Below are 25,370 nucleotides of genomic sequence, written 5' to 3' on the forward strand. Positions count from 1 at the left end.
CAGACAGCAGCCTTCGTCCCGGACCGGCGCTACACTGTCCGGAACGACAGCGAGACCAGAAACGCCGCGTCACCTCACGGTCAGTCGCGGCGCCACAAATTTACCACAGCTTATCCTTTGCCCCGTAACGTGCCGGAGAGTCAGGAAGCGGGCTGCTTCCGGGCTGCGCCTGGTTTTCCGCGAATGGAATGGGGTGGGGGAATGTCGGTGACGTCGAAGTCGAGCAAATCGAAGCTGCCAACGCTGCGTTTTCGCGCAAAAATCATCCTCGGCTTCGTGGCGGTGCTCGCCATCCTCGCCGTCAGCATGGCGTTCGCCTATTTCGGCTTCGAGCGGATCGCAGGCGCCGTGGCATCCTACCGCACCAGCGTATCGGAAGCCGATCTGGCGCGGACGGTCGATCGCGAGCTGATCGCCTATCAGGGGCTGGCACGGGCCTATACCCTGACCGGCGCGGCCGATGACGAGACCGCGGCCAAGGCCGCTGAAGGAAATCTAAAGAACGCGATCGCCAAGTCGATGGCCGCGACGACCGGCGCGGCGCGCCGTGAGCAGGTTGGCAAGCTCGAGGCCGAGTTCCAGAGTTTCACGAAAGTCTTCGGCGAAATCATCACGCTGACGCGCGAGAACAACAAGATCGCGGCCGACGAGCTCAACAGTGTCGGCAACAAGATTCGCTTCAAATTCGATGATCTCGCCGACACCGCAGCACTGGCGGGCCTTGCCTCGGTTCAGACCACAGCCAAGGACGTCACCTCGCAATATCTGGCGGTCTCCACCTCGGTCAGCGCCTTCGTGGCCAAGCCGGAGCCGAAGACCGCCGACGGCGTCATCGCCCGCATCAAGTTCCTCGAGACGCTGTTGGTCTCTATCTACGCGAACGACCAGAAGATCACGGATCGCGTCAAGGAGATCGGCGATCTCTTGAAGCAGTACCGCACCTCGTTTGCAAAGCTGACCGAGAACGTGAAGGTCATCGTCAAGCTGAACGGCGAAATGACCAAGACGGCGGCGACCATCCTCAAGCTCTCGGCCGAGCTGCGTTCGGATCTGACCGCCGACCAGCAACGCATCGAGGCGAGCGCCAATGCGACGATTGGAGAGACCGAGCAGCTGATGCTGATGCTGGCGCTCGGCGGGCTGGCCGTGGGCACGGTGCTGGCCTTGTGGCTCGGCAACGGCATTTCGCGTCCGATGATCGCGATGTGCAAGGCGATGCGCGAGCTGGCTTCCGGCAATTTCGAAGTCGTGCTGCCGGGTTTGGGCCGCAAGGACGAGATCGGCGAGATGGCCGGCGCGGTCGAGGAGTTCAAGGTTCAGGCGGTTGCCAAGGCCGAGCGCGATGCCGCCGCCAGCGAAGTCCAGAGCCGGGAGCAGGCCGCCAGCCGTCGCGCCGAACTGATCCGCTTTGCCGACGATTTCGAGAGCGCGGTCGGCGCCATCGTCTCCAACGTCTCGGCCTCGGCCGTGCAGCTGGAATCGGCTGCGTCCACGCTGACCCGCACCGCCGAGACCACGCAGAGCCTGTCGAGCCAGGTCGCCGGCGTCTCCGAGCAGGCCTCCTCCAACATGCAGTCGGTCGCGACCGCGACCGAAGAGCTCTCGGCCTCGGTCGAGGAGATCGGCCGCCAGGTCCGCGATTCCAGCCGCATCGCCGAGGCTGCCGTGATGCAGGCCAGGGAGACCGACGGCCGCATCGGCAAGCTGTCGCATGCCGCCCAGCAGATCGGCGAGGTGGTCAAGCTGATCACCGCGATCGCCGAGCAGACCAACCTGCTCGCGCTCAACGCCACCATCGAGGCCGCCCGCGCCGGTGAAGCCGGCCGTGGCTTCGCGGTCGTGGCGAGCGAGGTGAAATCACTGGCGAGCCAGACCGCGAAGGCGACCGACGAGATCTCCTCGCACATCACGGGCATGCAGGGCGCCACCGCCGAATCGGTCGCCGCGATCAAGGAGATCGGCGCGACCATCGGCCAGATCTCGTCGATCTCGACCTCGATCGCGAGCGCGGTCGAGCAGCAGGGCGCCGCCACCCAGGAGATCGCCCGCAGCGTCCAGACCGTCGCACAGGGTACCAGACCGCAGCCACCGATATCGGCGAGGTCAACCGCGGCGCCGCCGAGACCGGCTCGGCCTCGGAAGAGGTGCTGAACTCGGCCAAGACCCTGTCGAGCGAAAGCACCCGCCTGCGCGCCGAGCTCGACCGCTTCATGGCCAATATCCGGGCGGCGTAAGGGTCGCACGCCTCTGCAGTCAGTGCTGTCGCCTCACTCCCTTCCGAATGCCCGCTTCAGCTCTCCCTTAGCCCGTTCCAGCCGCGTCCGCTGCGTTTTCGGCAGCGTCTTACCGGCGCGGTTGATGTAGAACGTCAGCATCGACAGCGCGGAGCGATAGGCGCCGGCCTTGCGGCGCGCGCTGTGCTCGGCCGAGCGCTTCAGCGAGGCCGCGATCTTCTTGGGGTCCTTGAGCTTGAACACGCCGCGCTTGAGATCGAGCGCGTCGCTCTCCTGCGACACCCGTTGCGACCAGCGCTTCGGTGCAGCACGGCGACTTGACCTCTTGCGCGTCGTGCTCGCCTTGCGACGCGCGGTGTTGCGCGCGCCGGTCTTTCGTGCGCCTGTCTTTCGTGAATGTGTCGTCTTTCTGACCTGAGCCATGCGTCAACTCCTTGGAGCTCAATCGGAAACGGGTGTTCTTGGAGACTGTTCCCGAGGGAACCGGGCCTCATCGCAAACGTTGTCGCAGGTGGCAGGCAGAATGCCGCACCCCCATGATCGGACCGACCCCGTCCACGTCCTGTGAAGCGGGGCCGCTTCCATTGATCAGACGCAACGACCCGATGGAATTGCAGCAAAACCCAGCGCTGAACTATGCACCCGTAGTCCCGGCGGCGACCGCCACCGAGCGTATCGTCGAGACCAGCATTCCCTCGCGGCTCGACGCGTTGCCGTGGAGCCGCTTTCATACCCGCGTCGTGCTGGCGCTCGGCATCACCTGGATTCTCGACGGGCTCGAGGTGACTCTGGCGGGTGCGCTCTCCGGCGCGCTGAAGCAGAGCCCGTCGCTGCATTTCTCCAATCTCGATCTCGGCATCGCCAACTCCGCCTATCTCGCCGGCGCCGTGCTCGGTGCACTCGGCTTCGGCTGGCTCACCGATCGCATCGGCCGCAAGAAGCTGTTCTTCATCACGCTTGCGCTCTATCTCTCGGCAACGGCCGCGACCGCGGCGTCGTGGGATGTCGCCAGCTACGCGCTATTCCGCTTTCTCACCGGCGCCGGCATCGGCGGCGAGTACACCGCGATCAATTCGACCATTCAGGAGCTGGTGCCGGCGCGCTATCGCGGCTGGACCGATCTCGTCATCAACGGCAGCTTCTGGATCGGTGCTGCGATGGGCGCCGTGGCGGCCATCGTGCTGCTCGATCCCGCCGTAACCGGCCCCGATCTCGGCTGGCGCCTCGCTTATCTCATCGGCGCCTCCATCGGTCTCATCGTGCTGTTGATGCGGATGTGGATCCCGGAAAGTCCGCGCTGGCTGATGATCCACGGGCGTCCAGACCAGGCCCACGCGATCGTCAACGACATCGAGCGTTCGGTGATCGGAGGCGACCAGAATGTGAGCGACGAGCGCTTCACAACGGTCCGGCTGAAGATGCGCGATCACACGCCGATCCGCGAGGTCGTGCATACGCTGTTTTCCGCCTATCGCCAGCGCGCCCTGGTCGGCCTCGTGCTGATGAGTGCGCAGGCGTTCTTCTACAACGCCATCTTCTTCACCTTCGCGCTGGTGTTGACCGATTTCTACGGTATCAGCGCCGATCATGTCGGCTGGTACCTGCTGCCCTTCGCCGCCGGCAATTTCCTCGGGCCCCTGCTGCTCGGCCGCCTGTTCGACACGCTCGGACGACGCGTCATGATCATGTTCACCTACGGTGTCTCCGGGCTGCTGCTGGCGCTCTCGGGTTATCTGTTCACGATCGGCGTGCTCAGTGCGCAGGGGCAGACCATCGCCTGGATGGTGATCTTCTTCTTTGCTTCGCCTGCCGCGAGCGCGGCCTATCTCACCGTCAGCGAGACGTTTCCCCTTGAGGTTCGCGCGCTGGCGATCGCGGTGTTCTATGCGGTCGGCACCGGTATCGGCGGCGTGATCGGGCCGGCGCTGTTCGGTGCGCTGATCGACACGGGATCACGCAACAGCGTGTTCGCCGGCTATCTGCTAGGGGCAGTCCTGATGATCGCGGCTGCGATCGTGGCGTGGCGCTATGCCGTCTCCGCGGAGCGCAAATCGCTCGAACACGTCGCGCGCCCGCTCGCCTTTATGGAGTAGACTGATGAAATCGGAACTTGCGGAATTGGCGTTGGAGCAGAAGCCCACCATGCGGGATGACGATACGCCAGAAACCGTGCCGGTGCCGCATGCACTGGTGCCGCATCTCGATGAAATCGCCATCCTGCTCGACATCGACGGCACGCTGCTCGACCTGATGCCGACGCCGCGCGAGGTGTGGGTGCCGCCGGGCCTATCGGAAACGCTGAAGCATCTGACCGAGCGCACCTCCGGGGCGCTGGCGCTGGTCAGCGGCCGCTCGCTCAACGACATCGACCTGATCTTCGCGCCCGATGTGTTCAGCGCCGTCGCCGGCCACGGCGCGGAGATGCGGCTGTCGGTGGACAGTGAAGCGGATGATGTGCACGCGCCGCCGCTCGACAAGGAGCTGAAGCGGCGCCTGGCCGCCATCGCCAAGCTCAGCCCTGGCATCCTGCTCGAGGACAAGGGCTATTCGCTCGCGCTGCACTACCGCCTTGCGCCGCATGCGGAGAAGGCGATCTACGAATCCGTTTCGCTGATCCGCGCCGATCTGCCCAATGCGCCGATCGAGGTGCTGCCGGGCAAGTTCGTCTGCGAGATCAAGCATTCCGGCTTCACCAAGGCGAGCGGCGTTCGCGAATTGATGAAGCACGAGCCGTTCAGTGGACGGCGCCCGTTGTTCATCGGCGACGACGTCACCGATGAAACGGTGTTTGCGATCATGCCCGACATGGACGGGCTCGCCTTCTCGGTCGGCCGCCGCGCCATGGGCGTGAACGGCCACTTCGATGCGCCAAGCGATGTGCGTGCGTTCCTTGCGCGCCTGCTTGATCCGAGGTGAAACGAAGGCAGCGCCACCTCGCAGGCACAAATGCCCCCACCCCAGCGCCTTTGCGCGCCGCGATGCATGCTGCGGAACAGAAACGGAAAAGCTGTCTTGGCAACGCAATTTGCGGGTTCCGCAAGCGAAGCCAGTTCCAACGCACACGCCCGATTTTGGTTTCAATTGGTTGAAACGATGATCGGGAACCATATTGATGAACGGCAGTTAAACGCGGTGGAATGAACAGGAGGGGACGACCTGTGAACTTGATCGTCGTTTCAAATCGCGTCGCCCGCGGCACACCAAACGAGCCCATGACGGGCGGCCTTGCGGCGGCATTGCTTCCCGTGGTGGAACATTCTGGTGCGATCTGGGTCGGTTCCTCCGGCCGGGTGCGTGATGGCCATCAGAAGGAACCCTTTGCCGAGATCGAGGCGCTCGGGACGGGCGCGATTGCGACGCTGGATCTGCCGGCGGCGCATTATGGCGGTTATTACGAAGGCTTCGCCAATTCTGCACTATGGCCGGCACTGCATTCGCGCAGCGATCTGATCCGCGTCTCGCGAGAGGACTATGTCAGCTATCGCGAGGTCAATGCCTTCATGGCGCGGGCCCTGCTGCGCTTCCGAAAAGCCAAGACCGCGTTTTGGGTGCAGGACTATCATTTCCTCGCGCTTGGCGCCGAGCTGCGCGAGCTCGGCGTTGATGATCCGATCGGCTTCTTCCTGCACACGCCATGGCCCGTCGCCGCGGTGATCCAGGGCGTGCCCAACCATCGTGAGCTGATCACGGCGATGCTGGCCTACGATCTGCTCGGCTTCCAGACCGAGGAGGATCGCCAGAACTTCCTCGGTTATGTCGGTGGCGAACTCGGGCTCGCCATCGAGGACGGCATTGCGATCTCGCAGCATGGGCGCACGCGCTGCGAAGTGTTTCCGATCGGCATCGATGCGGAGAAGTTCGCTGCCTACGCCGCGAAATCGGCCTCGCATCCTGACGTGTCGCGCCTGCGCCGCAGCCTCAACGGCGAGCGGCTCGCGATCGGCGTCGACCGGCTCGACTATTCGAAGGGTCTCGTCAATCGCATCAGCGCGTTCGACCGGCTCTGGACCGAGCACCCGCAGTTTGCGCGCAGCGTCTCGCTGCTCCAGATCGCCAACCCCTCGCGCGGCGGCATCGAGGCGTATGGCAATCTCCAGAACGAGGTCGCGCGCCTCGTCTCCGACGTCAACGGCCGCCACGGCGAGGTCGACTGGACGCCGATCCGCTATTTGAACAAAGGCTTCAGCCAGGCCGTGCTCGCGGGACTCTACCGCGCCGCGCAGATCGGCGTGGTGACGCCGCTGCATGACGGCATGAACCTCGTCGCCAAGGAATATGTCGCCGCGCAAAACCCGGCCGATCCCGGCGTGCTGGTGCTGTCGAAATTCGCCGGCGCGGCCAACGAGCTCGACGCCGCACTGCTGGTCAATCCGCACGACATCGACGGTATGGCCCGCGCAGTCGCGATCGCCGCCGCCATGCCGCTCACCGAGCGGAAGATGCGCTGGGACGCAATGATGAAGAAGCTGCGCGGCCACACCATCCAGCAATGGTCCGCCGATTTCGTTGCCGGGCTCGAGAAGTGTCGCACCGAAAAAGCCGCCGTCGCCCCACTCGCAGCCCAGCCGCCGCAGGCGCTGCGCTGGCTGAGGTCGGCGATATCAGGGGTGCGGTTGATTTAGTTCTTCTCCCTCCCCTAGTTCTTACGGGGAGAGGGTCGTTCGCGGAGAGTCCCCCTCACCCGGATTGTATCTTCGATGCAATCCGGCCTCTCCCCGCAAGCGGGGCGAGGTGGACCCGCGGCTTCAATAACAATACGACACGCCATCCAGGATCGCGCATTGCCGCTTGTTCGGCGCGTTGGGATCGTCCAGCGGCACCACGCCTTTGCCCTGGCCGACGAACACGCCGGGCCCGACATGCACCGAGCTCTTGTTGCCGATGATCACGCTCTGATGCGGCGTCGAGCTCGAGCGCGTGCCGTCCGGCCAGATGATGGCATTCCCCGACAGCACCCCGCGCCGCCCGTCGTCGCAGCTGACATCGACGCCTTGCCGGGTGCAGACCTGCGCCAGGGCCGGGGCGGCGAGTGCGGAGCCGAGGGCCGAAATCAGGCCAAGGGCGGCGATGGTCTTGCAGATGGTCATGGCGTCCCCGTTGATGTTTGGCGGCTTCCGCTGAATCGTCGCGCCAAACCCGCCCGTGGTTCAGCCGACAGGTGGGTCAAGGCACGTATCGGACCAGATATTGTCTTGTAAATACAATAAGTTGCGGAAAAATCGCCTTATATCCCCGCGATCACTTGCAAAATCGTCGGCGCCCCTTCAAGAGAGGGCGCTCCGGAGAGATGGCCGAGTGGCTTAAGGCGCACGCTTGGAAAGCGTGTGTGCGGGAAACCGTACCGTGGGTTCGAATCCCACTCTCTCCGCCATCCGGCAAAATGTCCAGCCCGGACACATAGGTAACAGGTCGTACCTAAGACATGGGTGACAACCTCGTGCCGAACGGGTTGTCGAGGGGTTGCAGGGTCACTCACTCCAAGCATTCATGGCACAGCCGCATTGTTGCTCGGCACGCGCGTTCGCCGTCAACCCCGCGCGCCAAAGGCGCGCCCCTGCGGGCTGCGGGGGTTGACCGCTCAGCGCGGCCGAGCCAAGGGCTGCCGTGCCAAGAATGAGCAAGACTGCCTCTCGGTCAAAGCGAGGATGTCGTACCGGAGACATCGGTGACGGGCTTTGGGCCGAATGGGTTGTCGAGGGGCTGCAAGGTCTTTTGCTCCAGGTCGAAGTAGCCCAGATCGTAGTGCATGAAGCTGACGAGCCAAATGCCGTCGTCGACCTCCTTGATGCCGAGCTTTTGGCCGGCCAGCACGACGGAGATATTGATTTTCTTGCGGTGCAGGCAAAGGCGCCCACAGGATGTGATGACGACGTCTCGATCGTGGAAGGGATAGGTCAGTTCGGGCAGGCCATCGTAGCGGCGTGCTGAAGCTGTGTAGAGGTCTGCGGGACGCTTCATATCGAGAGCTTCGTGAGGGCGTTCCTCATTGAACTCGTGCCGGAAGCTATCAAAGCGATCCTGCTGCTGGAGGCTGTTGAACCCCGGCGGTCTGGTGGCTTCCCTTTTGAGCGTGAGATGCATGCGCTCATGACGGCCGTTCTGCTGCGGATGGCCTGGCTTAATGCGCTCGATCGCAATGCCGAGCCGGAGCCACCACACTGACAGCTTCGAGAGATTGAACAAAGCATTGGGACTGGCAAAGGGGACGCCATTGTCGGAGCGGATGGCAAACGGCAGGCCGCGCTCGCGGAACAGCTGCTCAAAGGCTGTGAGGGCAGCGTCTTCGCGCGTTGAGTCCAGCGCTTCGCAGAGCAGCAGAAAGCGCGAGGCATGGTCGGTAACGGTCAGTGGATAGCAGTATCGGCCATTGCCGAGCTTGAACTCACCCTTGAAGTCGGCGCACCACAGATCATTGGGGAGCGTGCCCTGCGACAGCGGCGTGCCGTGCGCATGGTGGCGCGGCCCGCTGCTGCGCTTGACCAGACCGTGGCGGTCGAGCACCGCATGAATGGTGCTTTTGGCGGGAACCCTGATGTCGCCATCGAGCCGGCGTACCAGCAGTTCGCGGATCTTGCGGGCGCCCCAGTGCGGCTTCTCGGCCTTGAGCTGGACAATCAGGGTCTCGACCTGTTGCGGGAGCTGATTGGCGTAGCGTATGGGCCGCCTGGAGCGGTCGCTCAACGCGCCAAGCCCTTGCTCCTTGTAGCGGTCGAAAATCTTATAGCCGGTCTTGCGGGAGATGCCGAACTCGCGACAGACCTCGGTCATGGCTTCCCCATCCAGAAGCCGGGCGACAAAGCGCAGGCGCTCTTCCATTACCGAACTCACTTTCCACGGCATCCACACCTCCCGCAGAACAAAAGCGGAAAGTGTAACCCATGTGTCCGGTACGTTCTGTCACCTATGTCTCGGGCCGCTCAAAAACGATCTCGTACTTGGAGCTGCAGAAAGGCCAGAAACTCGGCTGTTTTCTTGCATTCCCGCGCACGGAGAACTCCCAGCGGTCCTCCGACAAGGGCCCGAATGCATCCGGAGAACCGAATTTTCTCCGAATCTTTGAACCCGCAAAATCGGTCTAGTACGGCATTTCTGGGTAAATCAAAGGCTTGGCTGCGCGGCGGTTTGAATCCCTCTCGCTCAACCAACATAAACAACCGGAATCCGCAGTTCTATACGTTCCGCCGCAGGCACCCAGTCTAGTTTGCGATAGTTTACAACCTCCGCCTCGCAAGCCCTGAATTCGGAAGGGCGCGTGCAACTTGTCTCCAAGCTCCCGCACTCCTAATCTCTCGGGGGAAATGGCGGCAAGTCTTTAGCCAACTCCGACAAAATTCACTATTGGCAGAGACCAGTCCGATCACTGCAGCGGCCCGGATGACGCACTAGCGAGATCCCCACCACCCTCATCGTCGCCCTCGCGCTTTTCTGTCCCTTTCGGACCTGTGGAAGGTATTGCTACCCGTGGCTTACGGTCACGATTCGAGGTATGGCTCCGGAAAGAGAGCTTCTCTCATTTTCTAAGGTCTCCGGAATTTGACTCTCAGCTTTTTTGCCGCTGAACCCACGAGGCTCTCCGAGCCTCAGAAAACAATAACTCTCGTTTGCATGCGGAAATCTCTGAATTGATGATTGGTGACACCCCTGAGCAACGGCACCCCATCGCTCACAACTCGACAGGCTCTCAACTCTGAAGGCGTTGGTTCAAATCCAACCACCGCCACCAATTCCCTTGTCGCGACCGAAATGTCGCCTAAATTGAGCCCAGCGCCGCGCCGCATCGCTCGCGCGCCCAAAAAACCTTCTCGAAAATCGACCTCGGGCGGAACGCCTTGACCGACAAACTCGAACAGAAACCAGCTGCTACCGAGTTGGCCGGCGGCGCGGGCTTCACGTATGAAGACACCGTCGTCGCCTATTATCTCACGCATCTCCTGCGGCATGAGCGCGCCGCTGGCCAATCCGGCATTGTTACCAGCGTTGCCGTCCAACAGCGCGGCCAAGGTAATCCAATGGATGACCTTGTCGTTACGTTCGACGATGCCAGCAAGGCCCGGACCCTCGGGCTTCAAATCAAACGCTCCCTCACGATTAGCGGTGCCCCATCCAATAAGGATTTCCGCGCCATCATCGAGGCCGCGACCAAGACGCAAACCCTGTCGTCGTTCACCAAAGGCACTGATCTTTGCGGCTTCATTGTCGAGTTCGTTACGCCGGATGCCATGCGAACTCTCAAGCGCGTCATTGATTGGGCCAAGGACAGCCCGACCGGCTCCGAATTCGCCGCCCGGTTCACGGCGTCAGGCTCTGCAGCGGTTGCCGAAACGGCATTGCGGAATGACCTTCGGCCAGTACTAGGCGCAACGAACGACGATGAGGAATTAGCGTTCTATCAGAACTTCACTGCGATGCAGCTCGGCGGCTTGGAAGAAGGCGGCGCATTGCGCATCGAAATCGTCAATCGCCTGGAGGAACTCGTCGTGGAGAACAAAGACGGCGTCGACCTCTTGCTTTTTGACCGCTTGTGCCGCATCGCGCGCGACGGCGCTGCGACGGGAAAACGGTGGAACCGCGCTGTGTGCTCGAACAGCTCCGCAGCGTGGTTAAACTCAAGGTCGTGCCCTTCTTCGCGGACGACGTGAAGCGCCTTCACGGCTATTCGCTGGACTCGCTGAAAGTTGTCCAGGACGATGTGGATGGCTTTCATGTGGAGCGCGAGAGCCCGCAAATCGACATCGCCGAAAAACTGGAAAAGCATCGCGTCGTCTCTATCGGTGGCCTACCGGGCTGCGGCAAGTCCGCCGCCCTGAAGCGTTTCGCGCAAAATGCCGCGAGCGTGGGTCCAGTGCTCTTTGTTAAGAACGATCGGATTGATGCTAGCAACTGGCACGCGTTCGCAACCGGACTTGGAGTGTCGAACACGGACGCCGTCTCGCTGTTGCAGGAGATCGGATCGACCGGAACGCCGGTCCTCTTCATCGACGGTATCGATCGTGTCCGACCAGATCACCAAGGCGTCATCACCGATCTCGTCAACAAGATCTCAAGCGAGCCAAGTCTTAGCCAGTGGAAGGTGTTGGTAAGCTCGCGCGACCAAGGCCTGGAAGCGTTTCGCGCGTGGTTCCCGACGGCGCTGTACGCAAAGACCGGCATCGGGGATGTAATGGTAGGGCCGTTCACGGACGAGGAAGCTAAACAGCTCGCAGAATCTAAGCCACAGCTCAAAGACCTCTTGTTCGGCAACGATAATGTGCAAAGCGTCGCGCGGCGTCCGTTTTTCGCGGCCGTGTTGGCCCATTCCATTCCAGAAGGAACAGTGCCGCAGACCGAGGTTGATCTCATTGATGCATGGTGGAAACGCGCGGGCCATGACGCCTTGGCGGACACTATCCCTCAACGGCAGCGCGCCCTAATCGATATTGCAGAGCATGGCGTTGGAAGACTCGGGAAGAGCATTCGGGCAAGAGACCTCAAGGACGCCACGCACGCGCACATTGCGGCCCTGAAGGGCGATCACATTGTCCGCGACGAGCGCGGCGGTTCTTTGCTCGCTTTCGCGCATGATATCTTCTTCGAATGGGCGTTCCTTCGTTTACTGATCGATATGGGCGACGATTGGTTGAGGGCGATTGAAGACGCGGGCGAGCCACCTTTGCTCGGGCGCGTCGTCAGCTTGATGGCCCAAAAAGCGCTGACCGAAAAAGGCATGTGGACGCAAGGCTACCGTTTGCTGGAGAAAAAGAACCTGCGGCGTCAGTGGCGGCGCGAATGGCTCACGGCAATACCGTTCACTCCGGCGTTCGACGGCGCGAAGGAAGAGTTTTTGGAGCTTTTGAAAGCCGACGATTACGCGTTGCTCGAAAAAGTTCTGGTCTGGTTTCAGGCGCAGCACACCATTCCGAGCCCGATCTTTCTCGGTCAGATTCGCTCCCCGGTCGAGGGCGTCGACAATATCGCTGTCGCTGACATACTGGGCTGGCCTTCAGATTTTAAAGCATGGGGCCGCTTGATTGATTGGATCGTCGCGGAGGCGGCGGCCTTTCCGGTCCGGCTGATTCCGAAAATCATCGAAGTCTTCGGCGTCTGGCAAAACGTTTTTTCCAGCATCAGGAACGCGCGCTCGAAGGCCATTCTCACATTGGCGAATGACTGGCTCACCCGGTTGGAACAAGGAAGGCTGCGCGACTCAGAAGACAGCGGTAGCGTTAACAGAGCCAGCCGCAACGAAGGTTCACAAGTTGGTACGGCCCTGCGTTCAATCCTGTTGCGCTCCGCCGCAAGCTATCCTGAGTTTGCGAAAGGGATCTTCAACCGCGCCATCGCCGACAAGGACCGTCGCCGCGATGACTTCGACGATTTGATCGCGTTCTCGCCGATTATGTCGCAGGTCGATCCCGATCTGCTGGCTGATCTCGCTGAAGCCCAGCTCATGGAGGAATTGCCGCTCGACGAATACAGGCGAAAGCGGCAAGAGCGCGAAAATTATTACAAACGCCTTGCTGAAGTTCGTGCCGTGCCGGAAGCGGAACGCACGCAAAGCCAGCAGCGCATGCTAGACCATATCCACTTCCCCATGGGGGAAGACCGCTATGATGTAGACGACATCGGTATCGAACGTCACAACAACTTCTTTCACCCGCCATCCGCGCTCCACGAACCATTCAAAAGCCTCTTTGAACACAAGCCCGACGTGGCGCTGCGGCTTATCCGCAATCTTTCCAATCACGCAACCGAAGGCTGGAAACAGGTTCGCGAAATCCGGCGGCGCGAGTTGGGGACGCCGCTTCCTGTCACCATCACGTTCCCTTGGGGCGAACAGGAATTTTGGGGCGATTGGCGCTTGTACAGCTGGGGCCAAGGCCAGCTAGCGCCCATGGCATTGGAATGCGCGTTTCTCGCGCTGACCTATTGGGCATTCAAGCAGGCCGAAGGCGGCAGGCCAGTCAGCGACGTCATTAAGGACATTGTTGAGGGCAATAAGTGTCTCGGTGTTCTCGGAATCGCTCTCAATCTCGCGCTTGAATCATGGGAAACTACGGAAACGACCATGGCGTTGGCAACTTGTCAGCGCATTTGGGCCTACGACCGCGCGCGACACGCGCAGGAATCGTCGAAGAATATCGATATACTCGGCTATGGTTTTCTGTCGCGCTTGCACGGCGAAAAGGCTGCGGCGAAAACCTACTTGGACGCCCGCGAATACCGCAACCGCAACATCATCGAATTCGCGATGTTCTTTGCGTTGAACAAGGATGCGACTCTCCGCGATAAATTCAAGGATGCACTCGCCGAATTCCCCAACGAACTCCCGTACGAGAACGAAGAGGATAAGGCTGATCAAAGCTGCACGGATCACCTGAAGGAGGAGGCCGAAGGCTGGGCAGGCCTCGGTGACCGCGCCAACTACAAACAGAGCGCCTACGACGAGGATCGCGTTGCGATCATGTACGAACGTCCAAAACCGCTCACGCCCGTGCAGGAAAAGAGACTCGAGAGAAGTACGAAAGCGCTCCAAGGGTTGAGAATTGTCGGCTGGGCCAACGAATCTATCTCAAAGAGCACGCTCCAAGAGGGGATAACCCTTGACGCCGCTGTTGCTCACGTCAAGAGCATCGATACAAATTCTTCTTTCGATGGCAAGGACGACATGGCATCGTCGCTCCCATCGGTTGCGTCGAGTGTTGCCGCATGCGTCATCCGGTTCAGTGCCGCCGATAGCTCGGAGCGAGGTTGGGCATGGGAAATTCTGGCCCGAACCGAAGCCATGACCGACAACCCTGAAACTTACGGCGGTTCGATTGTTCCTTGGCATCCCAAGCGGCGGCTTGTGATCGCCCTGTTTCACGACCGGCGCAGCGACGCGCCCCGTGCGGATAGCGTCGAGCGGCTCGCAAAGCTCACACTTCACCCGCTGAACGTCGTCAGCGAGCTCGCATTCGAAGCGCTGTTTAACGACGAGGACGAGCTTGTTCGCTGGATAGCCTTTCAGCTCGCCATGCGCCTGTGTGTCGTTCACAGCGGTGAGTTCAAAAATGAGGGCTGGGATCATTCCGCAAACGAAAAAGAGCGCGCTGACGCCCTTGCAAGCGCGCTGGCCGCACTCAAGGAAAAAGCGCCGGGTCCGATGCCAAAACTCCCGCCCGCTTGGGCCAAGGGAGGAACGCATCGGGGCCGGGGCATGCCAGAAGATTATTGGCACATGCCCGATCCGTACTTTGACTCGCAGACAGCGGCAAAGTTGTTCGCAAAAATGCCTCTGGAAAGCTGGTTAGTTTCTGAGTCCTATCGCCCTCACATGGAGGCGATGCTTTTTGATCTCGTTGCGTGGACCAAGGAAAGCCTTGTCCCCTCATGGCGCGCCAAATCGAAGAAAGATCGGAACGATGACCGGCGTTCCGACTTGCACGAATGGAGCGCCGAATTCGGTGATGTGTTGGCGAGGACTGCGCCCCTCGTCACACTGGACGCCGCTCGCAATTCCCTTATCGGGCCATTCTTGATCGAAGAAGAAGAGGCGCTTTCGGTCTTGGCCAGCTTTGCAGACAAAACAGTACGCCGGCATGTCTTTGACGCCGCCGTTATCCCAGCTAATACGATTACGTTACTGGATGATTGTGTGACGCGGCTGATCAACGACCGGGTCTTCCAGCCGAACGGCTGGCGCGCGGGAGAGGTTCACGGCTATTCCATGCCGGAATTGATCAAGGCTCTCCTCTTTGTAAATGTCGAAGATGACTGCCCTGGTGCCGCGCGTTTTGCGAACGGCAACTGGTCGGAAATTGCGACCGTTATGCCCATTATCAATCGGGTGGTTCGCAGTACCGGCTGGTCGCAGTTCGTCATGGGCCGGTATATCGAGCTCCATAAGCGAGCCGGAAAAGCATTCCCTATTTCAGCTTTTGGCAGCCAGCTGAACGCCGCGCTCGGGGACATCGACTACTCGGAGGAGGGATGGTCCGGGACCGTTTTGGCGGCAAAACTGGCCGCCATCGTTCAACGTCAAGCCGATTGGAACTTCCCTTTGGGGGTTGATGATGCTCAATCGCTCCTCAAAATTCTCGACGCTCTCATTGATCTGGGGGATCGTCGCAGCGCGGCCTTGGAGCAAACGGAAGCTTTCAAGGGGGTTCAATTGTCTGGCCCCAAAGGCGCATAATCGTACATGACTTTATCAAATCGCTTATTTCAGTGCCGAATTCCAAAAGGAAGCGGCTCATAGCCTTAAGGTCATCGACTTGGCAAAAGTGCCATAACATCAGAGGTGCGAAGCCCTGGTGGACGTTCGAAAATTCCATAACTTTCGATCAGCGAATCCGCGCCCGTAGTCGCATCCTTCTAACAGGGTCTCTACCTGTCCTCTCAGGAACAGGTAGGCCTAATGCTTTGGCTGGCGGAACATGGCTTCTTGCTCGTCCCATTCGGCGGGGATCGATTTCAAAAGCTGCGTCAGCTCGAGCGCAGTGGGCTGCAGGCCGTTCAGGATGGCCTCGGTTATTGTCGGCGAAAGCAGAGTCAGCCGGAGCACGCGGCAAAGATAGGACTCGTTGATCTTCTCCGCCTTGGCAAGCTCTCGCACTGAACTGAACAGGTTCGACTCGAGCATGGAGCGCCAACGATGGGCCCTCACCACGGCCTTGACCAATGTGTTGTCGACCTGAGGCTTCGGCGGTACCCAGGTTTCTGCATTTGCGGGCGTAACGACGCGCTTGCGCCCACCCGATCGTCGGAATGAAATCGGGATGCTCACCACTATTGTCCGGCCATCGCGGCTGAGCTTTGGTCTGCCGATAGGGCCGAGGGTGAGGGTGGTCGGACGGTTCATTCGGCGGCCTGCTGGAAGGGCTGTGGTTGTAATTCCGTGGACAGCGAGGTCAGGCCCTGGACCTTCAAGGTGATGTCCACCCGTTCGGCGATGTCGATGCGTTCGACCAGCAACTGAACAATGCGGGCCTGTTCGGCCGGGAATAACTCACCCCAGAGTTCGTCAAAGCCGACCAGCGCGCTTCGCACTTCGCTTTCACTGACCTCAGCGGCCTGCTTTCGCAGCGAGCGCCAGGTCTGGACGATAACTTCAGGGGTTTGCAGTAGCCGACGAACTTGGTCGATGATGATGCGCTCGAGCTCCGCCGCGGGCACCAGCTTGACCGGGCAATCTGATCTACCCTGTTTCATGGCGGTCTGGCTGATGTAGTAGCGATAAAGGCGGCCTGATTTTCGCGTGTGGGTCGGCGACATCGCCGCGCCATCCGGGCCGAACAGCAGGCCTTTCAACAAAGCTGGCGTTTGCGCCCGACTGTTGTTGGCGCGCTTGCGGGGACTTTCCTTCAAAATGCTGTGCGCTTGATCCCAGAGCTTCTGATCGATGATTGCCTCGTGTTCGCCCGGGTAGCAGGTGCCTTTGTGAACGGCCTCGCCGAGATAAACACGGTTACGGAGGATTCTATACAGCAGGGTCTTGTCTAGCAGGTGACCGTACCTTGTGCGCTGGTTGGCAGCGATAAGTTCGCGCGCCAGAAGGGTTGCAGACTTAAGCTGCACGAAGCGCCGGAAAATGGCCCTAACCCGCTCGGCATCGCCCTGGTGAACCAGCAATTTGCGGTCCCTGACTTCGTAGCCAAGGGGAGTCCAGCCACCCATCCATTTGCCGCGCTTGCGAGAGGCTGCCACCTTATCGCGGATCCGCTCACCAATCAGCTCGCGCTCGAACTGAGCGAATGTCACCAAGATGTTGAGCGCCATGCGGCCCATGGCATCCTTGGTGTTGAAAGATTGGGTAACTGAGACAAACGTCACCCCATGGCGTTCAAACAGTTCGACAAGGTTGAGGAAGTCGAGCATCGACCGCGAAAGGCGGTCTATCTTGTAGACGATGATGACGTCGATCTTGCGAGCCTGAACTGCGGCGATGAGGCGTTGCAGGGCGGGGCGGTCAAGGGTGCCGCCCGAGAAGCCGCCATCGTCGTAGCGATCGGAAACAGCCGTCCACCCCTCCGCTCGCTGGCTGACGATGTAGGCCTCACAGGACTCTCGCTGGGCATCCAGCGAGTTGAAGTCCATGTCGAGGCCTTCCTCGCTCGACTTCCGGGTATAGACAGCGCAGCGAACCTTACGAGTTGCAAAGCGGGCCGAGCCCGCTTGTTCAAAGGCGCTGGCGAAGGGACTAGCTGGGCGCTTTTGCGGTCGGCGGGGGGTCATTGTCCAGCCGAATTCTTGAGGCCGAAAAAGACCCAGCCGTTCCACCGGGTGCCGGTGATCTGGCGGGCAACTGAGGACAGAGACTTATAGGGGCGGCCGAGATATTCGAAATCGTCATGGCGAACGGTGACGCAGTGCTCCACGCCTTCCCATTCGCGGATTAGCTTCGTCCCGGCGACGGGGCGCAGAAGAGGTCTTGCCTTGCGGTCCGCGGGCTTCTGGTCCGCATATTGTTTGTCCATGGCCTTGAGGCGTTCAGTCGTTTCCCGGCTCAGGCCGCCATAGGCCAATTCCTGAATGCGGTAGGCCAGCCGGCTCTCCAGGAAACGGCGGTTATAGGCGGGGGGCTCTGTATCGAAAAGCTCGCGCCAGCGGGCCTTCAAGACGGGGGCAGAGGCGCCTTTCAGGGCCGCCAACTGCGACAAAATGGACTCTTTCACGGGGCAACTTCCTCGGGCTTTCGGGCCACATCACCCCCAGACGAACCGGTACAGTCGAGCAGAGAATTTGAGGGACCAGCAAAATTCGGACTGGACTTCCGGTCGAGAACACGCAGAAGGCCGGCTGCCAAAATGGCTGCCACTTCTGCCAAATCGTCCCGATTGCGATGATCTGCCTCTGACTGCATGTCCGGCAAAGTGCATTCGACCGTGAGCGCGTGCTAGGCCGTTTTTGAGTTTCCGCAGTTGGTGGGCCTCAAACGTGTCTCATCGCATTCAGTCGCCGTGGATGATTGGCGAATTTGCTGTATTGGCGACGACTACATGCTCTTAATTGCGACTTATCACGCGAATCACGGAGAGGACGGACATGCCAACGGGAAAGGAGAATGAAATTCCCCTCGACGAGGTGAAAGAGCTTTCCCATTTGGAAGAAGACGGTGAGGTGATCGTCAGCTACAGGAGCAGAGGTTTCCTGAGAGATATCGATGTTCGGGACACCAAGCCCACGTTGCATAAGCGAATATTCCGGCCCAACGGTAAGGAAGCGTTAGCGGCTCTTGCTGATCGGCTACGCGCTCACTTGGATGCAAAGGAATTGCCTACGGATAAAACGGATGTCATTCCGATCGAGCGCGACTGGGGATATGATCCTGACGAGCACGGGACAGTGGCCGACGAAGACCTCTGGTTCGGCATCGCACAAGACTCGACCAAGCCTTTGACGGTAGATCGCCTCGCGGCCGAGCTTTTGCACGCGATCACCCGGCTGCACGCGAAATTCAACGATGACGAGCTGAGCGATATATTCCGGGCGATGTACGTCTACCACCTCCACTCCGCGGCGGGAGAACTGAACGAGCTGGCGATTGACGGCGAGAAATCAAGGAATAACAGGGCGAAGGGTTGGAAGGCCAGGAAAGAAACGGGCTCCGCCCAGCGGAAGCTGATCCTGGCGATTGCGCTCGAGTTCTGGGAACGGTTTCCAAACTTAGAGCGACAGGTGCTGAACACGGCAAGAAAAATTGAGGTCGCCGTCAATCAGGCTAGGACGAATCAGTTTCCCAAGTGCAAGCCGCTCGCTGCGAAGACTATTTCCGACCGGCTTCGTGAAGCGCTGATAGAGGCTGGCAACGTGCGTTGACGATACTGGATTCGCCAATCCGGACGCCCCCGCGTACCGAACTGGCCAATTTGGACGTGAAGTGGATTGGCTCCGGTACTCCTGCCCGATTACTCCTCGCGCTGAGACGACGTATTCGATCGCGCTCTGGAGGTTCTGATGACTGCAGCTGAAGCCGGCGACATCGCCCTGATGAATGAGAAGCAGGCCGCGCGCTTGCTCTCGATCTCCTTTCGAACTTTGCAGGCCTGGCGGCGGATCGGCACTGGTCCTTCGTTCATTAAGCTGGGACGCGCCGTTCGGTATCGGCGCCAAGATCTTGTGGAATGGACTGAGGGGCACCGTCGGGCAGGGTAGGCGATCCATACACCGCAGACCATGATAACCGATCCTGAAGATGCCGACCGCTTCACAGCCGGAAGCTCCGCTCCGGCATTGACGCCGATTGCACAAGAGCTCGAGGCGTACTTCGAGCGCGGGGGCTCGATCGAGGGTGCAGTACAATTCGTTGCTGCACTCGAGCGGGCCAGCAGGCGAGTGCAGCCTAGTCGAAAACAAAAGCAAGCTCGCGGTTGCCGCCTGCCTCCGAACTGGTTTCCGGCTTCAGATGACTTTCGATTCGCCATAGAGCGCGGTCTCACCAACGAACGCACGCTCATGGAAGCCGAGAAGTTCACAAACTATTGGACCGCCAAGTCCGGTGCCGGCGCAATGAAGCGCGATTGGTCGGCAACCTGGCGGAATTGGATTCTGAACGCATTGGAAAGACAGCATGGATTCAATTGTCATTCCGGAGCAGCTAGTGCTGCCAGACGTACGGGAACTACCTCGGATGCCGTCCTTGCCGGGATGGGTCGCCTTGCGGCTCGGCTTAGTCAAAATGGTCGAGCAGCGATCGGAAAAGGACGGGAAGTTCCATCAGAACCTTCCAACCTTGCCCCGCAGCTCGCTCTTGAGCCGCCTGGAAAGGGAAGCGATTGAGAATTACGTGGTCGACCTCCAGCAGCTTTGTGACCATACCGCGAAGAAGAATGACCGATTTCGCTCAGACCTGCTCGCAATCATCGCAAGGATGATGCTTGGACGACCGTCTTCACCCCAAAATGAGCTTGGAGTTGAGGCGAGCGGAGAGGATTATTTCGATACCTTAGAAGACGTGCCGATTTGGTCCCTGTCCTCATCATATCGCAGGTGGCTCAGGGGTGAAGTTGGACTCGGACCGGATGGGCGGGCGTATGTCACCCAATGGCGCCCAGACCCGACGATATGGCGTCGGATCGCCCTCGAGGAAGTGCACAAAGTTCAGAGCCGGGTCGTTCAGCTACGTACGCTGCTGAGGGCTGAGCCTCTAGCGGAATTCGATGAGGCGCATCGTGCGCGGATGAGAGAAAGGTTCGCGGATCTTTTGGCAACGCTCAAGAGCGCCAAGATTCAGTGAATCTCGTGTGAGTTCGTTGGTGCTGGTCGGTTAACGGCGGCGGCGTCGACGATGATACCTACCGTGGGATGCAGCCAAGGTATACCCGGCCTCGAGCGTGAGGGTGGCTGCCGGCGCGATGAGCGGCGCCGTAAGTAGACGCGACCTGCACGTCTGCCATCGGCAGTGCAGGGTCCGAGAGCGACGGGCCTGGCTCCGCCGAGCATTGATCGCTGAGGACGTGGGAAGCATCTCGATGCGAATGCACCGGGATAGCTCGCCTATGTCCTCCGCAACAAACCTTCACCACCGAACATTCGACAAGCTTATTGTTCGCTCGTCCCGCTGTTCGGATTTGTTACCGCAGCGCAGGGTCGGCAATTGAACGCGGAGCATCATCTCCGCCTCTTGCGCACTCCACACAAGTGGCGGGTCCTTCCGGCGTTTGGGACGACCGCGGGTAATTCGCACCGCGCCGCCGAGCTAGCCGAAGGTACGGAAAAGTTAGGTTGACAAGGTTGACGTGGTTGACATTCAGGTTGACAGGGGAGGGGTAGTCAAAAGCCTAGAAGGGGGATCTCAGGACCGGTCTCCCTGGTTCGCACGCAAAAAGTTCGGAAATAAAAACAAAAAGCCCACTTGGATGAGCTCGACTTCCGGGAGGGACGGCGAGGCCAATTGGCGGGGTGGGGGGTGGTCGATTCCTCAAGACCGTTCGAAGCGCCTGATCTCCTAAGCCTTGTAGCCACTCAGTAACGACCAGCGTGCTCGAGGAACGACGTTCTAGGCGCCTAGGATAGCGACGCAGAATCGTTGAGGCAGGCGTCTTTTAGGGAGGCGAGGGTGGATTTTAGATGGGCGGCGAGGCACGCCGGCTAAGGTTTGACCCTAGTAGCCAGCTAGGGCTAAATCTGAGTCAACGGGATTACAATGGGTTATTCGAGAGCATATCAGCGTGACAGACGCGGTCGGAGCGGATTGGCGCATCTTGAGAGAGGGCGTCCTACGACGCGACCAGTTCAAGTGTGTCGAATGCAAAACGAAGTGCAGTCGAGCCGAGGCTGACGTCCATCATCTTCTTCCACGGTCGGCAGGAGGAAGGGATGATCCATCTAATTTGATCACGCTGTGCGACGGTTGTCATGCGGCTTATCACCCAAAGCTCGCCGCCGGACTTGCTCGCCGCACCATTGAACGTTGGGCAGTCCGCCTTGCCCGATGGCTTGACTTCGAAGGTAAGGTGTCTGAGCAAAGTCAGAACTTCGGCCCGGCGCTCAGGCTGTTTGGTTTGGATCGTTTTCGGGATGGGCAGTTGCCTGTCGTGCAAGCCGCTTTGTCGGGTCGATCGCTCTTGGTGGTCAGTCCGACGGGCTTTGGCAAAACGTTATGCTTCCAAATGCCCGCCGTGCTCCAGCGAGGAGTTAGTGTCGTCGTCTCCCCACTCAAGGCGTTGATGGGTGAGCAGGTCTCGTCGCTACTGAGGCGGAAAATCCCATCTAGCTTCATCAACGGTGACCTCGACCGAGACGAAAACGTCTTCGTTATCAGTTGCTATCGAGCCACTATCTCAAATTGCTCTACTTGGCCCCGGAGCGGTTCTTTGTTCGGAATCCCAACGAGCAACGGCTTCTTAGGTCGATACGCCCAGCTTTCCTAGTCGTCGATGAAGCTCATTGTGTTGACCAGTGGGGTCGAGATTTTAGGCCTGAATATGGGCGCCTCAGGGAGGTCCGCGAGGCCTTAGGTTCGCCTCCTGTTTTGGCTTTCACCGCGACCGCTGGTCGAGAAATGCAAGAGCGAATCCTGGCCTCCCTCGGAATCCCCAACGCACAAGTGTTCGTGCGTGGCGTCGATCGGCCCAATATCGCGCTTTGTCGGTGGAGCGTGCCAGTCGACGAACGTTCGTGAGCGTCACGATAGTATCACCGGTGCCCGGGCTTGACTTGCGCGGAATGCTTTGGATAGCGCGGTCGGGATGATTGACGCCGCCGGCGCGCGGTGATGGGGTGACCCTGGTTCGGAGCGGGTAACGAGATCAGAATGACCAGCGAGTCGCAGCTGCGCGAGAAGCTTCGGAAGATCGAGGCCTTGTTCGCAGGTGCCGGAACTGCTGGTGAGCGCCTTGCGGCGGAAGCCGCGCTGCAGCGGGTGCGAGCTAGGGTCGAGGAACTCGCTCGCCACGATCCAGCGATCGAACAGCAATTCTCACTTCCCGACCAATGGTCTCGGCATCTTTTTCTGGCGCTTTGCCGCCGATATGGGCTGCGGCCGTTTCGTTATCACCGGCAGCGACGCAACACGGTGATGGTCCGTGCATCACGAGGCTTCGTCGATCGAGTCCTGCTGCCGGAGTTCACCGAGCTGGATGGTGCGCTGCAAGTGTATCTGCACGAGGTGACGCTGCGCGTGATCCGCGAAGAGATCTACGACGACGCCAGCGATGCGCAGGAAGTTCCTGACGCCTTGCCGTCGAACTGATCAAGCGGCGAGCTTTGCCTCCGAACCGTCGCGTTCGGCCTTCCAATTCCACGGCAGCAGCGTGTTCAGCTGATTGATCTTGGTGCGTCCAGAGACGATGCGCTCGAGAACATCGGTCAGATAGTGCCGCGGGTCGATGTCTTGCAGCTTTGCCGAGTTGATGAGCGAGGCGAGAATGGCCCATGTCTCGCCGCCGCCTTCATTGCCGGCGAACAAGTAGTTCTTCTTTCCCAGGCCTATCGGCTTGATGCTGCGCTCGACCGTATTGCTGTCTATTTCGATGCGTCCGTCATCGATGAAGCGCGTCAGGCCGTCCCAATGGTTGAGGGTGTAGCGGATGGCTTTGCCCAGACCGGACTTCTTCGAGACTTCCAGCAGTCGCGCTTCGAGCCAGGGTTTGAAGTCCTCGATCAGCGGCTTGGTGTCGGTTTGCCGCACCGCAGCCCGATGCGCCGCTGGCAGACCGCGGATGCGATCCTCAATGGCGTAGAACATCGCGATCCGTTGCAGCGCTTCCGCGGCAATCGGCGACTTCGTCGCGACGTGAACGTCCCAGAACTTCCGCCGCGCATGCGCAAAGCAGAACGCGAGCTGCACCAGATGGCCGCCGTTCTTGATCAGGCCCTTGTAGGCGGCATAGCCGTCGACCTGCAGGATGCCGTGGTAGTCCCCGAACAGCTGCTTGGCGCGGATCGCCTTGCGATCCTCGGCAAACATGTAGACCACCGCCGGCGGCGCCGGGCCACCCCACGGACGGTCATCGGTGGCGATCGCCCAGAACTGGCAGACTTTAGTCCGGCCACGGCCGGGATCGAGAACCGGCAGCGGCGTCTCGTCGGCAAACAGCCGCGGGTAGGACATCACTGTGTCGCGCAACAACGTGTGAAGCGGCTTCAGCCACCAGGCGGCGCGGCCCATCCACGAGGCCAGCGTTTGCCGGTCGAGCGTGATGCCTTGGGCGGCAAACATCTGTTCCTGGCGATACAGCGGCAGCTGGTACCCGTATTTCATCACCGCGATGTGGGCCAGCAACGCTTCCGTCACCATCCCACCGTCGATCGCCTGGGCCGGCGCGGGTGCCTGCAGGACACCCTGGCGGCATCCCCGGCAGCCGTACCGCGGGCGCACAATGCGCTTGACCCGGTACTGCATCGGAATGACGTCGAAGGCTTCCTTGACGGTCTCCCCGATCTTGTGCAGCTGCTCGCCGCAGCAGGGGCAGATCTGGCTCTCCATATCGATCACGACATCGATGCGCGGCAAATGCTCCGGAAGCTTCCCACGGTTGCGTCGCGCCGGTCGCTTTCCACGGTCCTCCGCTCCGTCGGGCAGCCTGCCTCCGGTCACGTCGTCGTTGGCGGCGGCACGAACCGCCTGTGCCGTGATGGTGAAGAGAGACAGCTGTCCGAGATCCAGTGTCTCGGAGCGGGGACCGAAGATCGTGCGCTTGTACTGGGACAGGATCATCAGGAGCTTGTCGTTCTCCTGGATCGCAGCGTCGCGTTGGGCGATTGCCGCATCACGCTCGGCCGAAAGCGAGCTGCATTCCGCCGACAACGCCGCAAGCCGTGACGATAGCACTATCACGGTTTGACGGAGCAATGCTGGATCGAAAGGCAAATCACTCATGCAGAGTGTTTCTACAACAACTCCGCATGAGTGACGAACGACTTCTAATAAGGATCAACCAGCTCGTGCTGGCTGATCCACAACTCGCATCGGCAGACGCTTCCAGTCCGAGCCATCGAGCAGCACCGAGAGCTGAGCATGAGATAGCGGCATGACGCCTCCTTGATCGGCGGCCAGGTGAACTGTCCCTCGATTCTTTTGTAGTAAAGGACAAGGCCGCTCCCATCCCAGGTCAGGATCTTCACGCGATCTCGGCGCTTGGAGCGGAAGACATAAAGTCCGCCGTCGAACGGATCGGCTCCAAAGGCCTCGCTCACCAGCATCGCCAACGAGTCCATGCCGCGGCGGAAATCGACCGGCTGCGTCGCAATCCAGATCGACAACCCAGATCGAAGCCCGATCATCGACCAATCGCCCCGACTGCCGCCAGCACCTCGCACAGTGCCCGCCGGTCGATTGTCCCCCTGACACGGATCCGAACCGCGCCGACCTCGATCTCGATCGCCGCCTGCTCCCCACTCGGCAATTTGCTCCCGCAGCCGATGATCGCGGCCGGCACAAAGCCAGGTAGCATGCCTCTGTCCCCGCGCCCCGCGACTTGCGCCTGCGTTGCCTGGCGACGCCAGAGAAACAACAGGCTTGGACTGATATCGTGCCGCCGCGCCACCGCGGACACGCTCGCCCCCGGCGCAAAACTCTCCGCAACAATCGCCGCCTTCGCGTCGGTCGACCAGCGCCGACGCCGGCCCGTCCCCGTGATGATCTCGATGCGCTGCAGCGTGTCGGCGCCGTCTTCAAGGATAGACGTATGCCTATCCTTATCGCTATCCTTACGACTATCCTTGGACATTGTGACC

20 protein-coding genes, 1 tRNA gene and 1 pseudogene are annotated in these 25,370 nt (G+C 60.4%); 13 read left to right on the forward strand and 9 right to left on the reverse strand.

The window, feature by feature from the left end:
• The first annotated feature begins 201 nt into the window (after window positions 1-201).
• Window positions 202-2,234, forward strand: a pseudogene (locus tag P6U29_RS02925) (methyl-accepting chemotaxis protein).
• A 33-nt stretch (window positions 2,235-2,267) separates the two neighbouring features.
• On the opposite strand, the gene P6U29_RS02930 reads toward P6U29_RS02925, so the two are convergent.
• Window positions 2,268-2,657 carry a DUF3175 domain-containing protein gene (locus tag P6U29_RS02930; protein ID WP_407116249.1) on the reverse strand — a complete coding sequence of 130 codons (390 nt, stop codon included), beginning with the start codon at window positions 2,655-2,657 and terminating at the stop codon, window positions 2,268-2,270.
• A gap of 182 nt (window positions 2,658-2,839) precedes the next feature.
• Here P6U29_RS02930 and P6U29_RS02935 point away from each other — a divergent pair, with 182 nt between their 5' ends.
• From P6U29_RS02935 to P6U29_RS02945, 3 genes are all read left to right on the forward strand, one after another.
• Entirely contained in the window at window positions 2,840-4,327 is a 1,488-nt protein-coding gene (locus P6U29_RS02935) for an MFS transporter (protein WP_407119586.1), read from the forward strand.
• 4 nt (window positions 4,328-4,331) lie between these two features.
• A complete protein-coding gene (gene otsB, locus P6U29_RS02940; RefSeq protein WP_407116250.1) occupies window positions 4,332-5,150 on the forward strand; it encodes a trehalose-phosphatase in 819 nt (272 codons plus the stop codon).
• A 242-nt stretch (window positions 5,151-5,392) separates the two neighbouring features.
• Window positions 5,393-6,856, forward strand: a complete 1,464-nt coding sequence (locus tag P6U29_RS02945; RefSeq protein ID WP_407116251.1) for a trehalose-6-phosphate synthase — start codon at window positions 5,393-5,395, stop codon at window positions 6,854-6,856.
• 123 nt (window positions 6,857-6,979) lie between these two features.
• Here the strand turns inward: P6U29_RS02945 and P6U29_RS02950 are convergent, their stop codons facing one another.
• Window positions 6,980-7,321: a hypothetical protein gene (locus tag P6U29_RS02950; RefSeq protein ID WP_407116252.1), complete on the reverse strand. Its 342-nt coding sequence runs from the start codon at window positions 7,319-7,321 to the stop codon at window positions 6,980-6,982.
• A gap of 194 nt (window positions 7,322-7,515) precedes the next feature.
• Between P6U29_RS02950 and P6U29_RS02955 the strand changes: the two genes are divergently transcribed.
• Window positions 7,516-7,605, forward strand: a tRNA-Ser gene (locus tag P6U29_RS02955).
• A 263-nt stretch (window positions 7,606-7,868) separates the two neighbouring features.
• Here P6U29_RS02955 and P6U29_RS02960 read toward each other — a convergent pair.
• Window positions 7,869-9,074, reverse strand: a complete 1,206-nt coding sequence (locus P6U29_RS02960; RefSeq protein ID WP_407115981.1) for an IS481 family transposase — start codon at window positions 9,072-9,074, stop codon at window positions 7,869-7,871.
• 989 nt (window positions 9,075-10,063) lie between these two features.
• On the opposite strand from P6U29_RS02960, the gene P6U29_RS02965 reads away from it, so the two are divergent.
• Together P6U29_RS02965 and P6U29_RS02970 are read left to right on the forward strand one after the other, a co-directional pair.
• A complete protein-coding gene (locus tag P6U29_RS02965) occupies window positions 10,064-10,873 on the forward strand; it encodes a hypothetical protein (protein WP_407116253.1) in 810 nt (269 codons plus the stop codon).
• A complete protein-coding gene (locus tag P6U29_RS02970) occupies window positions 10,810-15,387 on the forward strand; it encodes a hypothetical protein (protein ID WP_407116254.1) in 4,578 nt (1,525 codons plus the stop codon). The genes P6U29_RS02965 and P6U29_RS02970 overlap by 64 nt, the downstream gene beginning before the upstream one ends.
• Window positions 15,388-15,606: 219 nt before the next feature.
• Here the strand turns inward: P6U29_RS02970 and P6U29_RS02975 are convergent, their stop codons facing one another.
• The 3 genes from P6U29_RS02975 to P6U29_RS02985 form a co-directional block, all read right to left on the reverse strand.
• A complete protein-coding gene (locus tag P6U29_RS02975; RefSeq protein WP_407116255.1) occupies window positions 15,607-16,053 on the reverse strand; it encodes a hypothetical protein in 447 nt (148 codons plus the stop codon).
• Window positions 16,050-17,288, reverse strand: a complete 1,239-nt coding sequence (locus P6U29_RS02980) for a recombinase family protein (RefSeq protein ID WP_407116256.1) — start codon at window positions 17,286-17,288, stop codon at window positions 16,050-16,052. Before P6U29_RS02980 ends, P6U29_RS02975 begins: the two co-directional genes overlap by 4 nt.
• Before the next feature lie 134 nt (window positions 17,289-17,422).
• On the reverse strand, window positions 17,423-17,866 hold the full coding sequence (locus tag P6U29_RS02985) for a DUF2924 domain-containing protein (protein WP_407116257.1): 444 nt from the start codon (window positions 17,864-17,866) through the stop codon (window positions 17,423-17,425).
• Window positions 17,867-18,236: 370 nt separating this feature from the next.
• Between P6U29_RS02985 and P6U29_RS02990 the strand changes: the two genes are divergently transcribed.
• The 6 genes from P6U29_RS02990 to P6U29_RS03015 all read left to right on the forward strand — a co-directional run bounded on the left by P6U29_RS02990 (window position 18,237) and on the right by P6U29_RS03015 (window position 22,884).
• The gene (locus P6U29_RS02990; RefSeq protein WP_407116258.1) at window positions 18,237-19,010 is read left to right on the forward strand and encodes a hypothetical protein; all 774 of its coding nucleotides are present in this window, start codon (window positions 18,237-18,239) and stop codon (window positions 19,008-19,010) included.
• 138 nt (window positions 19,011-19,148) lie between these two features.
• The gene (locus P6U29_RS02995; protein ID WP_407116259.1) at window positions 19,149-19,346 is read left to right on the forward strand and encodes a helix-turn-helix transcriptional regulator; all 198 of its coding nucleotides are present in this window, start codon (window positions 19,149-19,151) and stop codon (window positions 19,344-19,346) included.
• Between the two features lie 415 nt (window positions 19,347-19,761).
• The gene (locus tag P6U29_RS03000) at window positions 19,762-20,427 is read left to right on the forward strand and encodes a hypothetical protein (protein ID WP_407116260.1); all 666 of its coding nucleotides are present in this window, start codon (window positions 19,762-19,764) and stop codon (window positions 20,425-20,427) included.
• A gap of 934 nt (window positions 20,428-21,361) precedes the next feature.
• Entirely contained in the window at window positions 21,362-22,063 is a 702-nt protein-coding gene (locus P6U29_RS03005) for a DEAD/DEAH box helicase (RefSeq protein WP_407116261.1), read from the forward strand.
• Window positions 21,988-22,314, forward strand: coding sequence for a DEAD/DEAH box helicase (locus tag P6U29_RS03010; RefSeq protein WP_407116262.1), 327 nt, complete (start codon window positions 21,988-21,990; stop codon window positions 22,312-22,314). Before P6U29_RS03005 ends, P6U29_RS03010 begins: the two co-directional genes overlap by 76 nt.
• A 132-nt stretch (window positions 22,315-22,446) precedes the next feature.
• Entirely contained in the window at window positions 22,447-22,884 is a 438-nt protein-coding gene (locus tag P6U29_RS03015; protein ID WP_407112424.1) for a hypothetical protein, read from the forward strand.
• Here P6U29_RS03015 and tnpC read toward each other — a convergent pair whose 3' ends face one another.
• Genes tnpC through tnpA form a run of 3 tightly spaced genes read right to left on the reverse strand, consistent with a single transcriptional unit; the run spans window position 22,885 to window position 25,363 of the window.
• Window positions 22,885-24,513, reverse strand: coding sequence for an IS66 family transposase (tnpC, locus tag P6U29_RS03020; protein WP_407112425.1), 1,629 nt, complete (start codon window positions 24,511-24,513; stop codon window positions 22,885-22,887). It lies immediately after the preceding gene.
• Window positions 24,514-24,557: 44 nt separating this feature from the next.
• Complete coding sequence (gene tnpB / locus P6U29_RS03025) at window positions 24,558-24,917, reverse strand: IS66 family insertion sequence element accessory protein TnpB (RefSeq protein ID WP_407116263.1); 360 nt, start codon at window positions 24,915-24,917, stop codon at window positions 24,558-24,560.
• Entirely contained in the window at window positions 24,914-25,363 is a 450-nt protein-coding gene (gene tnpA, locus P6U29_RS03030) for an IS66-like element accessory protein TnpA (protein ID WP_407114555.1), read from the reverse strand. The genes tnpB and tnpA overlap by 4 nt, the downstream gene beginning before the upstream one ends.
• Between the last annotated feature and the right edge of the window lie 7 nt (window positions 25,364-25,370).

Source organism: Bradyrhizobium sp. LMG 9283, assembly GCF_045571415.1.
Classification (GTDB): Bacteria; Pseudomonadota; Alphaproteobacteria; order Rhizobiales; family Xanthobacteraceae; genus Bradyrhizobium.

What these genes read in the sequence shown, in the direction of transcription:
- tnpC (WP_407112425.1), bottom strand. Translation starts at nt 24,513, where the DNA reads ATGAGTGATTTGCCTTTCGATCCAGCATTGCTCCGTCAAACCGTGATA.
- P6U29_RS02950 (WP_407116252.1), bottom strand. Translation starts at nt 7,321, where the DNA reads ATGACCATCTGCAAGACCATCGCCGCCCTTGGCCTGATTTCGGCCCTC.
- tnpA (WP_407114555.1), bottom strand. Translation starts at nt 25,363, where the DNA reads ATGTCCAAGGATAGTCGTAAGGATAGCGATAAGGATAGGCATACGTCT.
- tnpB (WP_407116263.1), bottom strand. Translation starts at nt 24,917, where the DNA reads ATGATCGGGCTTCGATCTGGGTTGTCGATCTGGATTGCGACGCAGCCG.
- P6U29_RS02935 (WP_407119586.1), top strand. Translation starts at nt 2,840, where the DNA reads ATGGAATTGCAGCAAAACCCAGCGCTGAACTATGCACCCGTAGTCCCG.
- P6U29_RS03000 (WP_407116260.1), top strand. Translation starts at nt 19,762, where the DNA reads ATGGATTCAATTGTCATTCCGGAGCAGCTAGTGCTGCCAGACGTACGG.
- P6U29_RS02975 (WP_407116255.1), bottom strand. Translation starts at nt 16,053, where the DNA reads ATGAACCGTCCGACCACCCTCACCCTCGGCCCTATCGGCAGACCAAAG.
- otsB (WP_407116250.1), top strand. Translation starts at nt 4,332, where the DNA reads ATGAAATCGGAACTTGCGGAATTGGCGTTGGAGCAGAAGCCCACCATG.
- P6U29_RS02990 (WP_407116258.1), top strand. Translation starts at nt 18,237, where the DNA reads ATGCCAACGGGAAAGGAGAATGAAATTCCCCTCGACGAGGTGAAAGAG.
- P6U29_RS02960 (WP_407115981.1), bottom strand. Translation starts at nt 9,074, where the DNA reads ATGCCGTGGAAAGTGAGTTCGGTAATGGAAGAGCGCCTGCGCTTTGTC.
- P6U29_RS03015 (WP_407112424.1), top strand. Translation starts at nt 22,447, where the DNA reads ATGACCAGCGAGTCGCAGCTGCGCGAGAAGCTTCGGAAGATCGAGGCC.
- P6U29_RS02995 (WP_407116259.1), top strand. Translation starts at nt 19,149, where the DNA reads ATGACTGCAGCTGAAGCCGGCGACATCGCCCTGATGAATGAGAAGCAG.
- P6U29_RS02930 (WP_407116249.1), bottom strand. Translation starts at nt 2,657, where the DNA reads ATGGCTCAGGTCAGAAAGACGACACATTCACGAAAGACAGGCGCACGA.
- P6U29_RS02980 (WP_407116256.1), bottom strand. Translation starts at nt 17,288, where the DNA reads ATGGACTTCAACTCGCTGGATGCCCAGCGAGAGTCCTGTGAGGCCTAC.